Origin of the sequence: Streptomyces sp. NBC_00442 (assembly GCF_036014195.1) — a bacterium.
Classification (GTDB): Bacteria; Actinomycetota; Actinomycetes; order Streptomycetales; family Streptomycetaceae; genus Streptomyces.
This window is the reverse complement of the sequence record NZ_CP107918.1, coordinates 5075809-5088085: the sequence shown is the minus strand read 5'-3', so window position 1 is coordinate 5088085 and position 12277 is coordinate 5075809. Positions and strand designations below refer to the sequence as shown.

The window sequence follows — 12277 nt, the reverse complement described above, 5'->3', positions numbered from 1 at the left end:
TTCAGGCGCGAACCGGGGTCTGGGGCGGAGCCCCAGGGGCTTCAGCCCCCGGAGGCCACGCGGCGGAGCCGCAGAGTGTCACAGCGGGGAGGGCCGGGGTGGGGACATGCACCGCTCGCCGCGGCAACCTCCGCTCAAGCCGCACCAGACCACCTGCCGCCACCATGGACGTCACCACCAGAACAACCCACGGCATCCGCCCGTCCACCGCCATCAGCCCGGTGAAGAGCGACGGCGCGACCGCCGCGGCCAGCGACCAGGACAGCTGGTACGCCGCCAGGTACCGCCCGCGCAGCGCGTCCGGCGCGGCCGCCACCGAGAGCGCCCCGGCCGACGGGCTGTGGACGAGCTCGCCCAGCGTGTACAGCACCACGATGATCAGCAGCGCCCCGCCGAGCACGATCCCCGAGCCGGGCCGGAACGTACCGAGCACGATCTGCGCGGCGAACGCGGCGGCGAACAGGAGCGAGCCGAGCGCGGCGGAGCGGGTGCGCCTGGCCCCGCGCGAGCGGACCCGGGCCCCGACCACGACCCCGCCCGCCGCGCACATCACGGTGTTGAGCGTGAACGCGGTGCCCGTCAGGGCCTGCGGCCCGCGCAGCCAGGTCGTGATGTACAACGGGAAGAGCACCGACAGGGCCGAATACCCCAGCGCGTTGAGGAAGTTGACGGCGGTGAGCCCGAGGAAGGGCCGGTCGGCGAAGACCTGCCGGTAGCCCGCGGGCCGTGTGGCGCCGGCCCCCCTGAGCCCCTCACCGGACGCGCCGGACGCCGTCGGCGTCACGGTGCCCCGCCGTTCGGGCCGTACGCCGCGCATCAGGCACGCGGCGAGGGCGAAGCTGGCCGCGTTCAGCCAGGCCGCGGCGGTGAATCCGGCGTCGCCGCCGAATCCGACGACGAGCGAGGCGAGCAGCGAGCCCGCCCCGAGGCCGCCGTTGCGCAGGGCCCGCGAGGAGGCCTGCAACCGGTCCCGGTCCGCGCCCTGGGCGACCTCGCCGACGAGGGACTGCTGGACCGCGGGGAAGGCGCGGTCCCCGAAGGCGGTGGCGAGCGCCACGGCCGCGAAGGCGGGCAGTGAGTGGGCGAAGGGGTAGAGCAGGAAGCCGGTGCCGCGCACCCCGTACAGCAGGAGCTGGACGCGCCGGGCGCCGTACCGGTCGACGGCCGCCCCGGCGAGCGGCAGCGCGCCGAGCCCGAGCAGTCCGACGACCGTGAGCACGAGGCCCACCGTGGCGAACGGCAGCCCGGTGACGTGGTGGAAGAAGACCAGGCTGAACGGCACGTACATCCCCGAGCCGGTCGCGTCGACCGCCATGGCCACGAGCATCCGCCGCTCCCCGGCTATGCGTGGGGTGCGGGCACGACTGCGGTACGTACGCATGGGAACTCCGTCTCCGGCCACGAAAGGGCAGTAAGCGGCTTGGCAAGTGACTTAGCTGAAAGTAGCTTACTCGTAAGCTACTTTCCGTCAAGCAACTTTCTTGCGTCCGACCGAGATGGTCCGGATACTGGTCCCATGACTGGCCCCACGACTGCCACCAGCGGCAGCACGACATCCGCGGACGCGGTGGACGCGATCACCGAGCAGTGGGGCGCGGTCCGGCCCGACCTCGACACCCTGCCGATGGCGGTGTACGGGCGGATCTACCGGATCGCGCGGGCGATGGGCGACCGGATGGACAAGGAGTACGCGCGCTTCGGCATCGGGCGCGGGGAGTTCGACGTCATCGCGACGCTGCGCCGCTCGGGCGAGCCGTACACGCTGTCACCGCGCCAGCTCTCGGGGACGCTGATGCTCACGACGGGCGGGATGACGGGGCGCCTGGACAAACTGGAGAAGGCGGGCCTGCTCGCGCGCAGCCCCGACCCCACGGACCGGCGCGGGCTGCGGGTGACACTGACGGAGCGCGGACTGAAGCTGGTGGACGAGTCGGTGACCGCGGGCCTCTCCGCCCAGACCGAGGTGCTGACCTCCGCCCTCGACGCAACGGAGGCCGCTCAACTCTCGGTGCTGCTGCGGAAGTTGCTGGCCGCACACTGAAGAGTGGGTGCCCCCAGGTGGGGGGCGGGCACGCACGGAAGCCCCCGCGTCCCTCCCGGATGGGGGGAGACGCGGGGGACGCGTGTTCCGCGAAGGGCTACGCCTTCTTCGCCGTCTTACGGGACTTGTCCAGCACCATCACCAGTCCGGCGATGATCGCGAACAGCGCGAGGGGCGCGAGCACGAACAGACCGATCGTGTCGATCACGCTCAGGCCGTGACCCGGGTCGTCGCCGTCGTCGCGCGTGAGCGCGAGCGCGGGGGACGACATGAGCAGCATCATCAGCGTCGTACCGGCTGCTACGGCGCCGGCGCGCAGGGCGTTGTTCTTGTCCACGGAGCAAACGTAGCGAACGCCCGAGAGCACCGCGCGCCCGGGGGTGCCGTACGGGGTCCGCGCGGGCGGGCGCGCGTACGGCGAGGATGCCGGAGCCGCGCGGCGCGGCCCGGTGTCACCCCGTGCCGTCGCCGCTCGCGGCCCCCGGCCCCCCGCGCGGGAAGATCCGCATCAGGGCGTGCAGCCGGGGCGAGGCCGTGAGGTCCTCCAGGGTCAGGGGGCGGGCGTCGGGGCCGGCCACCGGGAGGCGCCAGTTGGGGTACTGGTCCCATGTGCCGGGCAGGTTCTGCGGTCTTCGGTCGCCGACCGCGTCGGGCAGCCACACCCCGACCATCCGCGCCGGGGTGCGCAGCAGGAACCGGTAGACGGCCCGGACCTCGGCCTCTTCGTCGCCGGGGGCGTCGGGCAGCAGCCCGAGCCGTTCGAGGTGGCCGAGCCACTCCCCCACCTCGGCGCGCGCGGCGCTCTGCTCCTGGGCCAGCGGGCTCGTGAGCAGGCCCAGGCGGTGGCGCAGCCCGACGTGTTCGCCGGTGAGGCGGGCCGCGGTGGACGGCAGGTCGTGGGTGGTGGCGGTGGCCAGGCAGCCGGGCCGCCAGGACTCGGGGGCCAGCGGGCGCCCGTCGCCCGCCCAGTCGCGCTCGAACCAGAGGACCGACGTGCCGAGCACACCGCGCGCGGCGAGGGCTTCGCGCACGCCGGGCTCCACCGTGCCGAGGTCCTCCCCCACGACGACGGCGCCCGCGCGGTGCGCCTCCAGGGCGAGGACGGCGAGCATGGCCTCGGCGTCGTAGTGGACGTACGTCCCGTCGGTGGGCGGGTGGCCCGCGGGCACCCACCACAGCCGGAACAGGCCCATCACGTGGTCGATGCGCAGGGCGCCCGCGTGCCGCAGCAGGCCCTGGAGCAGGCCGCGGTAGGGGGCGTAGCCGCGGGCGGCCAGGACGTCGGGGCGCCAGGGCGGCAGCCCCCAGTCCTGGCCGAGCGCGTTGAACGCGTCGGGGGGCGCCCCCACGGACATGCCGGGCGCGAAGGCGTCCTGCTGGGCCCAGGCGTCGGCTCCGTCGGGGTGCACTCCGACGGCGAGGTCGTGGACCAGGCCGACCGGCATGCCCGCCTCGCGGGCGGCGCGCTGGGCGGCGGCGAGCTGGGTGTCGGTCAGCCAGGCGAGCCAGGAGTGGAAGTGGACGCGGTCGATGAGTTCACGCCGGGCGCGGGCGGTCGCCGCGGAGGCGGGGTCGCGCAGCCCTGCGGGCCAGCGGCGCCACTCGGGCCCGTACCGTTCGGCGAGCGCGCACCACGTGGCGTGGTCTTCGAGGGCCTGGCCCTGCTCGGCGAGGAAGTCGCAGTAGGCGGCGCGGCGGCCCGGCGCGAGCGGCACCCGGTACAGGAGGTCAAGGGCTTCCCGCTTGAGCTCCCACACGGCGTCGCGATCGATCAACTCCCCCTTGTCGAGGACCTGTTCGCGCAGGGTGGCCGCCCGGTCGGACAGCGCGTCGAGCGCGGCGCGGTCGGTGGCGTACGCGTATTCGGGTACGTCCTCGACGCGCAGGTGCACGGGGTCGGGGAAGCGGCGCGAGGAGGGCCGGTAGGGAGACGGGTCGGTGGGGGTGCCGCGTACCGCCGCGTGCAGCGGGTTGACCTGCACGAAGCCCGATCCGAAGGCGCGGGCCGACCATCCGGCGAGTTCCGCGAGGTCGCCGAGGTCGCCCATGCCCCACGAGCGCGTGGAGAGCAGGGAGTACAGCTGCACGAGGAAGCCGTGGACGCGGTCGGGAGGCTGCGGGACACCGGCGGGCGCGACGATGAGCGTCGCGGACGCGGTACGCCCGTCCCGGTGGCGCACGTCCAACCGGTGTACGCCGAGCGGGAGTTGCTCGATCGGGGTGCCGATGACCGTCAGCCCGTCGGGCAGGCCGGGGCCGGGCGCGCCGCCCCATCGCACCAGCGTGGGGGGCAGCAGCCGGTCCGCATCGGCGGCTTCGGCGTCGGCGAGGGCCCGGCTCAGCGCCGCCGGGGTCGAGGCGTCGACGCCGAGTGCGGCGAGGACGGCGACCACCGTGGCGTCCGGCACCTCTACGGTGACGTCCGGCGACGGGGAGTACGACGTGGCGACGCCGTGCCGGGCGGCCAGCCGGGCCAGGGTCACTGCCTCAGAACCCCGCGGCGGCGGCGAGGGCCGCGACCGGGACGGGCTCGCTGGTCAGGTGAGCGGCGACCGGAGTGGGCTCACTGGTCAGCGGGGTGACCTCCGCCATGGGAGGTTCGCTGATCAGGGGCTCGGCGTCGGCCATCGGGGGCTCGCTGGTCAGCGGCGGCTCGGGGGCGAGGGCGACCACGGGGGCCTCCAGAGGGGTGGGCGGCAGGGACAGAAGATGCCCTACCCAGTGGGCGGCGCCCCAGACGTGCCGTCGCGCACAAGCTCGTACCGAGTCCATCGCACCAGGCATATCAGACACATCGGCCACTCGCGTTGACACCCGCGGCAGACGGGTGATGGGCTCACTCCTCACACAGTGTCAAGTGACGGTTACTCAGCGTCGGGTGAGGGGGATCGGTGGCCGTGCGGTTCGCTCGCGGGAGGGGGAGAAAGCGGGCCGGGGCGGTCGCGGCAGCGCTGGCGATCGCCGTGTCCGGCGGGCTGCTCGGCGCCGCGCCGTACGGACCGCCCGGCGCGACGGCGGCGGCGCGCACCGCCCCGGGACCGGACGGCGGGCCCACCCCGGCGCCCGCTTCCGCGTCCGTCGTCCCCGGACCGGTATCGGCGGATCCGGCCGTCGGCGCCTCACCCCACGTGCCGGCGCTCCCCACCGTGTGGCCCCGTCCGCGGTCGGTGCGGTTCGGCGGGGCGGCCGCCGTGTTCGACGGGGCCGCGGTGCTCCTCGCGGGGCCCGGAGCCGATCCGTACGCCGTGCGGGCCGCCGAGGACGTCCTGAAGGCGGCCGGGGTGCGCGCCCCGCGGCGCGGGCTGCCGGGCCGCGGGCCGGTGGTGCGGGTCGGCGGGGCCGGCGCCGACGACGCGCTGCGCGCGCTCGGGGTGCCCGGACGGGACGGCCTGCCGGCCGGCGGGTACCGCGTCGGGGTGGGCCGGGTGGACGGCCGGGACACGGTGGCGCTCGACGGGACGGGCGCGGACGGCCTCTTCCACGCCGTCCAGACGCTGCGGCAGCTGATCAGCGAGGTCGGCGGGCGCTCCGGCGTCCCCGGGGTCGCGGTGCGCGACTGGCCCGCGACGCCGGTGCGCGGCGTCACGGAGGGCTTCTACGGCGAGTCCTGGAGCCTCCGGCAGCGCCTGGACCAGCTCGACTTCATGGGCCGCACCAAGCAGAACCGCTATCTGTACGCGGCGGGCGACGACCCGTTCCGCCAGGCCCGCTGGCGCGATCCCTATCCTGCCGGGCGGCGCGCGGACTTCAGGGCGCTCGCCGACCGGGCCGCCCGCACGCATGTGACGCCGGGGTGGGCGGTGGCGCCCGGCCAGGAGCTCTGTCTGTCCTCGGACACGGATGTCGCGGCGCTGAACGCCAAGTTCGACGCGATGTGGGCGCTCGGGATGCGGGCGTTCCAGCTGCAGTTCCAGGACGTGTCCTACAGCGAGTGGCACTGCGGCGCGGACGAGGAGGCGTTCGGCTCGGGTCCGGCGGCCGCGGCGCGGGCGCACGCCCGGGTCGCGAACGCGGTCGCCGCCCACCTCGCCGCGGCACACCCCGGCGCCGAGCCCCTGTCGCTGCTGCCGGCCGAGTACTACCAGGACGGCTACACCGCGTACCGAGGCGCACTCGCGGCCGCGCTCGCGCCGGGCGTCCAGGTCGCCTGGACCGGCGTCGGCGTCGTGCCGCGCACCATCACGGGACGTCAACTAGCCCGCACCGCAGCCGTGTTGGGGCATCCGCTCGTCACGATGGACAACTATCCCGTGAACGACTGGGCGCCGCGCCGGGTCTTCCTCGGACCGGTCTCCGGACGCGATCCGGCCGTGGCGTCGGGCTCGGCGGCCCTGCTGGCCAACGCGATGCGGCAACCCGTGGCGTCCCGCATCGCGCTGTTCACCGCCGCCGACTTCGCGTGGAACCCGGGCGGCTACCGGCCGCGGGACTCCTGGCGTGCCGCGATCGACGATCTGGCGGGCGGCGACGCGCGGGTCCGCGAGGCGCTCGCGGCGGTGGCCGGAAACGACGCGTCCTCCGTCCTCGGCGGCCCCGAGTCGGCGTACCTGCGTCCGCTCGTCGCCGCGTTCTGGTCCTACCGCGCGGGCCCGGACACGGTGGCGCGCGATCGTGCGGCCGGGGCCTTGAGGGCGGCGTTCACGGTGCTGCGCGGGGCTCCGCGGTGCCTCGCCGGCACGGCCCTGGGCGGTGAACTCGCGCCGTGGCTCGATCAGTTGGCGCGCTACGGGCGGGCCGGCGAGGTAGCCGTCGATCTGTTGCAGGCCCAGTCGGCGGGGGACGGCGCGGGGGCCTGGCGGGCCTCGCTCGCCCTGGATCCGCTGCGCTCGGCGGTCACGGACGCACCGGTCACCGTGGGTGAGGGCGTCCTGGACGCGTTCCTCGACCGGGCGGCGCGCGAGGCGGACGCCTGGACGGGCGCGGACCATCCGCCGGTGGGCGTCACCACGTCACCGGACGCCGTCACCGTCGCCCTGGGCGGCACGGCCACCGCACCGCCCGGCGCCCGCACCGCCGCGGCCCGCCCGGTCGAGGCGCTCACCGTGCTGGCGCAGCCCAACACCACGGGCGAGGTCCAGGCGCGCACCCCGGGCGGGGCCTGGCACACCCTGGGCGCGCTCGACGCCTCCGGCTGGACGCAGATCGCGGCCCACGGCGTACGGGCCGACGCGGTGCGGGTGGCGGGCGGGGCGAGCGGGGTGCGGCGCCTCGTGCCCTGGTACGCGGACGATCCGCCGGCCCATCTGACGGTCGGGCCCGCCGCGGCGGACGCCGAGATCGGCGGCGCCCCGAGGCGGGTCACCGCCTCGGTCGCCGCGATGGGGCCCGGGGAGGTGCGGGGCGCCCTCGTGGCGCCGGCGCCGCACGGCGTCACGGTACGGCTCCCGCACGAGCTGTCCGTGGCCCGCGGCACCCGCAGGGACGTGCCGGTCGAGGTGGGCGTGGCTCCGGGCACGCCGGCGGGTGACTACCGGGTGCCGCTGTCCTTCGCGGGCCGACAGGTCACGCTCACCGTGCGGGCCCGCCCGCGCACCGGCGGCCCCGACCTGATCGCGGGCTCGAAGGCGACCTCGTCGGGCGACGCCGCCCCGGGCTCTTCGGCCCGCGCCGCCGCCGACGGCGACCCGTCGACCCGCTGGTCGGCGCCGGCCGGCGCCGACGCCCCGTGGTGGCAGGCCGAACTCGCCGGGCCCGCCCGGGTCGGCCTCGTGGTGTTCCAGTGGCAGGGCGCCGGCCCCGCGCACTATGCGGTGCGGGTGTCGTCCGACGGGCGCGGCTGGCGTACGGCGGCGGCCGTGGACACGGGCAGGGGCGGGCGCGAGCCTGTCCGGATGGACGCGCGGGACGCCCGTTTCCTGCGGATCGAGATCCGGGAGGCAGGGCGGGCGTCCGGGGCGGCGGGCTGTTCGCTGTGGTCGGTGGAGGCGTACGCCGTCGCACCACGGTGACCCCCGTGCGCAGGCCTCCCGCACCACCACTCCGGGCACCGCCCCGGCCATCCACCGCCTCAGGCGGAGATGCCGTCGATCCGGGCGAGGGCGTCGTCCGCGCCGAAGGGCTGGAGGTAGGGCAGCCAGCGCGGGTCGCGGTGGCCGGTGCCGATGATCCGCCAGGCGAGGCCGCTGGGCGGGGCGGGCTGGTGGCGCAGGCGCCAGCCGAGCTCCAGGAGGTGCCGGTCCGCCTTGACGTGATTGCAGCGCCGGCACGCGGCGACGACGTTCTCCCAGGCGTGCTGACCGCCCCGGCTGCGCGGAATGACGTGGTCGACGCTGGTTGCGACGCCACCGCAGTACATGCACCGGCCGCCGTCCCGGGCGAACAGGGCACGACGGGTCAGGGGAACGGGCCCCCGGTAGGGGACCCGCACGAATCTCTTGAGCCGTACGACGCTGGGCGCAGCGACGGCACGGGTCGCGCTATGCATGAAGGCGCCGGATTCCTCAAGGCTGACGGCCTTGTTTTCCAGAACGAGGACGAGCGCGCGGCGGAGCGGTACGACGCCGAGGGGCTCGTACGACGCATTGAGGACCAGGACGTGCGGCACGGGTGCCTCCTATTACGCCGGCGGCGCGTGGCTCGCGCCGGGACGATCTGCTCTCCAGTTTCTCCTCATGCCTGGTCGAAGCGCCACCACGTCCAGGTAACGGGCTCGAAGTGTTTTCGACCACATCCCCTTCATTCCCAGGTGAAGAGGGCCTCTCCCCCGAACACGTCAACGGAGCACAGCTCTTGCCCCGTTAGTGTGGTGGGTCTGCCGCCGCCCTTCGCCGGCACCGCAACGCTGGAGGTTCCTGCCGTGAACTGGTCCGCCGTCCTGGCCGACGGATCGCCGTCGCCCAGGCCCGCGACGCTCGACGACGCCCAGAAGTCGGCCACCGAGGCCGCGGGCTGGGTGGAGCAGAACTGGTCGACCTGGCTGTACGTCGGATTCCGCATCCTCCTGATCATCGTCATCGCCTCGGTCCTCAGAGTCCTGGTGCGCCGGGCCCTCACCAAGCTCATCGACCGGATGAACCGCAGCGCCCAGGCGGTCGAGGGCACCGCGCTCGGCGGTCTCCTGGTCAACGCGGAGCGGCGCCGCCAGCGCTCGGAGGCCATCGGCTCAGTGCTGCGCTCGGTGGCGTCCTTCCTGATCATGGGCACGGCCGCGCTCATGGTGCTCGGCGTCCTGAACATCGACCTGGCCCCCCTGCTCGCCTCGGCGGGTGTGGCGGGCGTGGCGATCGGTTTCGGCGCGCGCAACCTGGTGACGGACTTCCTGTCCGGCGTGTTCATGATCCTGGAGGACCAGTACGGCGTCGGCGACTCCATCGACGCCGGGGTCGCGTCCGGCGAGGTGATCGAGGTCGGGCTGCGCGTGACGAAGCTGCGCGGCGCGGACGGCGAGATCTGGTACGTGCGCAACGGTGAGATCAAGCGCATCGGCAACCTGTCGCAGGGCTGGGCGACGGCCGGGGTGGACGTGCGGGTCCGCGCGAGCGAGGACCTGGAGCGGCTGCGTACGGTGATCAACGAGGCGACGGAGTCCATGGCGAAGGAAGAGCCGTGGAACGAGCGCCTGTGGGGCCCGGTGGAGATCCTCGGCCTGGACGAGGTGCTGCTCGACTCGATGGTGGTCCGGATCTCGGCGAAGACCATGCCGGGCAAGGCACTGAGCGTGGAGCGCGAACTGCGCTGGCGGATCAAGATCGCTCTGGACGCGGCGGGCATCCGCATCGTCGGCGGTCTGCCGCTGGTGGAGGAACCGGCCGCCGTGGACTCCTCGGCCTCGGTCTCGGCCCCCTCCGCCCTGAACAACCCGACCTCGCCGCAGTCCCTGGCCACGGCCCCGATCCCGAACCCGGCGCCGAACCCGAACTCCAACCTGTCGAAGTAACGGCTCTCTCCGAGGGGCGCCCCGCCGCATGCCTGGCGGGGCGCCCCTCGCGCGTGCCGCCCGGCCCGTACCCATGGCCCACGCCCCATGGCCCATGGCCCATGACCCATAGCCCAGGACCCGAAACGGGTATCGCGTCACGCCCCTTGTACCGTCCTGCGCATGCCCGAACAGGACTCCCTCGCCGCCACCCGCGAGGCGTACGACACCGCCGCCGACACCTATGCCCGGCTGTTCCGTGACTCGCTCCGTGACAGCCCCCTGGACCGCGCCATGCTGGGCGTGTTCGCCGAGGCGGTGCGGGTGGGCGGGGGCGGTCCGGTCGCGGATCTGGGGTGCGGCCCCGGCCATGTGACGGCGTATCTGGCCGAGTTGGGCCTGACGGAGGTCTTCGGCGTCGATGCCTCTCCCGCGATGATCGAGCTGGCCCAGCAGGCCCACCCGGAGCTCCGGTTCGGGGTGGGCTCGATGGCAAGTCTGGACATCGCCGACGGAGCGCTGGCCGGGGCGCTGTCCCGCTGGTCGATCATCCACACGCCGCCGCCCGAACTCCCTTCCATCATCGGTGAGTTCGCGCGCGTGCTCGCGCCCGGTGGTCACCTTCTGATCGGCTTCTCGGCGAGCGGGGCCGCGTCCGAGCCCACCCAGGTCTTCGACCACGCGGTCGCGCCGGCCTACCGGTGGTGGCCCGACCACCTCTCCGCCCTGCTGCGCGCGTCGGGCCTCTCGGAGATGGCCCGCATGGTCCGCGAGCCCCGGCCCACCGACCGGCGCCCGTTCAAGGAGGTACACCTGCTCGCCCGCAGGGCTTGACCTCGACGGAGCCGCCCCGCGCCGTTCCTCGGAGCGGAATCGCGGCGACTGTGACCCTGGCTGTCGGTCTTCTGGCTCTTCACGTGCCCACTCGGTAGCGGCTCGACAGCGACGGCGAAGAGCGCGCCGTCTTCGACCCGGACGGTCACGGAACCACCGTCCGGGAGGCCGACATCCATCTGTCCGCCCCGCCGAAGCCATTGACGTGCCGTCGGCCCGCCCCTTACGTTCCTCCCAACAGACAGGAAACTTTCCTAACAGTGATGTGGGGAAGCGGGCGGAGGGGGAGGTGGAATCGTCGTGGCCGGTACTACCCCGGGAACGCCGCGCGTACTCCGCGCGATGAACGACCGTGCCGCGCTCGATCTGCTCCTGGAGCACGGACCCCTCTCCCGGACCCGGATCGGCAAGCTCACCGGGCTGTCCAAGCCCACCGCCTCCCAACTGCTCGCCCGGCTCGAAGCGGCCGGGCTCGTCGTCGCCACCGGGACGACCGAGGGGCGGCCAGGACCGAACGCCCAGCTGTACGCCGTCAACGCGACATCCGCCCACGTGGCGGGAGTCGATGTCACCCCCGAGCGGATCCGTGCCGCCGTCGCCGATGTGGCGGGCGCGGTCGTCGGCGAGTTCGAGGTGGCGACCCCGGCCCGGCGCGCCGGGTCCGTGGTGCGCCAGGTCACCGGCGCGCTCGACGGCGCCGTCAAGGCGGCCGGGCTCGTGCGCGGCGATCTGCACCGGGTCGTCATCGGCACCCCTGGCGCCTTCGACCCCGGTACCGGACGGCTGCGCTATGCCTCCCACCTGCCGGGCTGGCACTCCCCCACGCTGCTCGACGAGCTGGCGGCCGCGCTGCCGATGCCGGTCGAGTACGAGAACGACGTCAACCTCGCCGCCATCGCCGAGCAGCGCCTCGGCGCGGCCCGCGGCCACGACGACTTCGTGCTGCTGTGGAACGAGGGCGGCCTCGGCGCCGCGCTCGTCATCGGCGGGCGGCTGCACCGGGGGTTCACCGGCGGCGCCGGCGAGGTCGGCTTCCTGCCGGTGCCCGGCGCCCCGCTCGTACGCCATGTCACGAAGACCAACTCCGGCGGCTTCCAGGAACTGGCCGGCGGGCAGGCGCTGCCCCGGCTCGCCCGTGAGGCCGGCGTCCACGACATCCCGGGCGGACCCGTCAACGAGGTGGCCGCCGTCCTCGTCGCGCGCGGTGCCCGCGCCGCGGACGGCCCGGAGCGCGAGCTCCTCACGGCCTTCGCCACCGGGCTCGCGACCGGCCTCGCCTCCATGGTCGCCGTGCTCGACCCGGAGCTCGTCGTGCTTTCCGGCGCTCTGATCTCCGCCGGCGGCGAGCCGTTGCGTGCGCTCGTGCAGAGCGAACTGGGCGAGCTCGCGGCCTCCCGGCCCCGGCTCGTCATCGGAGAGGTCACCCAACTCCCCGTGCTGCGCGGCGCGTTGGAAGCCGCACTCGCCACCACCCGCGACGAGGTCTTCGACACCGCGCGCTGACAGACCGAACCCGCTCCACCCCCGCCATCCCCGCCCCCTCCCCG

At 74.6% G+C, this 12277-nt stretch carries 10 protein-coding genes; 5 read left to right on the top strand and 5 right to left on the bottom strand.

Annotation, left to right across the window (positions count from 1 at the left end; translation table 11 throughout):
* Position 1: 1 nt before the first annotated feature.
* On the bottom strand, positions 2-1381 hold the full coding sequence (locus tag OG432_RS22710; protein ID WP_328312791.1) for an MFS transporter: 1380 nt from the start codon (positions 1379-1381) through the stop codon (positions 2-4).
* Between the two features lie 135 nt (positions 1382-1516).
* Between OG432_RS22710 and OG432_RS22705 the strand changes: the two genes are divergently transcribed.
* A complete protein-coding gene (locus OG432_RS22705) occupies positions 1517-2041 on the top strand; it encodes a MarR family winged helix-turn-helix transcriptional regulator (protein WP_328312790.1) in 525 nt (174 codons plus the stop codon).
* 97 nt (positions 2042-2138) lie between these two features.
* On the opposite strand, the gene OG432_RS22700 is transcribed toward OG432_RS22705, so the two are convergent.
* The 3 genes from OG432_RS22700 to OG432_RS22690 all read right to left on the bottom strand — a co-directional run bounded on the left by OG432_RS22700 (position 2139) and on the right by OG432_RS22690 (position 4813).
* Positions 2139-2378 (bottom strand): hypothetical protein, encoded by a 240-nt coding sequence (locus OG432_RS22700; protein WP_328312789.1) that lies wholly within the window; start codon positions 2376-2378, stop codon positions 2139-2141.
* 115 nt (positions 2379-2493) lie between these two features.
* Positions 2494-4524, bottom strand: coding sequence for a 4-alpha-glucanotransferase (gene malQ / locus OG432_RS22695; RefSeq protein WP_328312788.1), 2031 nt, complete (start codon positions 4522-4524; stop codon positions 2494-2496).
* A gap of 4 nt (positions 4525-4528) precedes the next feature.
* The gene (locus OG432_RS22690) at positions 4529-4813 is read right to left on the bottom strand and encodes a hypothetical protein (RefSeq protein ID WP_328312787.1); all 285 of its coding nucleotides are present in this window, start codon (positions 4811-4813) and stop codon (positions 4529-4531) included.
* 125 nt (positions 4814-4938) lie between these two features.
* Between OG432_RS22690 and OG432_RS22685 the strand changes: the two genes are divergently transcribed.
* On the top strand, positions 4939-7989 hold the full coding sequence (locus OG432_RS22685; RefSeq protein WP_328312786.1) for a beta-N-acetylglucosaminidase domain-containing protein: 3051 nt from the start codon (positions 4939-4941) through the stop codon (positions 7987-7989).
* A 59-nt stretch (positions 7990-8048) separates the two neighbouring features.
* Here the strand turns inward: OG432_RS22685 and OG432_RS22680 are convergent, their stop codons facing one another.
* Positions 8049-8585 carry an HNH endonuclease gene (locus OG432_RS22680; RefSeq protein WP_267053178.1) on the bottom strand — a complete coding sequence of 179 codons (537 nt, stop codon included), beginning with the start codon at positions 8583-8585 and terminating at the stop codon, positions 8049-8051.
* Positions 8586-8837: 252 nt separating this feature from the next.
* On the opposite strand from OG432_RS22680, the gene OG432_RS22675 reads away from it, so the two are divergent.
* The 3 genes from OG432_RS22675 to OG432_RS22665 all read left to right on the top strand — a co-directional run bounded on the left by OG432_RS22675 (position 8838) and on the right by OG432_RS22665 (position 12233).
* Positions 8838-9917 carry a mechanosensitive ion channel family protein gene (locus OG432_RS22675; protein WP_328312785.1) on the top strand — a complete coding sequence of 360 codons (1080 nt, stop codon included), beginning with the start codon at positions 8838-8840 and terminating at the stop codon, positions 9915-9917.
* 162 nt (positions 9918-10079) lie between these two features.
* The gene (locus OG432_RS22670) at positions 10080-10730 is read left to right on the top strand and encodes a class I SAM-dependent methyltransferase (RefSeq protein ID WP_328312784.1); all 651 of its coding nucleotides are present in this window, start codon (positions 10080-10082) and stop codon (positions 10728-10730) included.
* A gap of 300 nt (positions 10731-11030) precedes the next feature.
* Positions 11031-12233, top strand: coding sequence for an ROK family transcriptional regulator (locus OG432_RS22665; protein ID WP_328312783.1), 1203 nt, complete (start codon positions 11031-11033; stop codon positions 12231-12233).
* The last annotated feature ends 44 nt before the right edge of the window (positions 12234-12277 follow it).

Bases quoted from the DNA above. Each gene is read 5' to 3' on its own strand.
- OG432_RS22670 (WP_328312784.1), top strand. From the start codon at position 10,080: ATGCCCGAACAGGACTCCCTCGCCGCCACCCGCGAGGCGTACGACACC.
- OG432_RS22705 (WP_328312790.1), top strand. From the start codon at position 1,517: ATGACTGGCCCCACGACTGCCACCAGCGGCAGCACGACATCCGCGGAC.
- OG432_RS22690 (WP_328312787.1), bottom strand. From the start codon at position 4,813: ATGGACTCGGTACGAGCTTGTGCGCGACGGCACGTCTGGGGCGCCGCC.
- OG432_RS22710 (WP_328312791.1), bottom strand. From the start codon at position 1,381: ATGCGTACGTACCGCAGTCGTGCCCGCACCCCACGCATAGCCGGGGAG.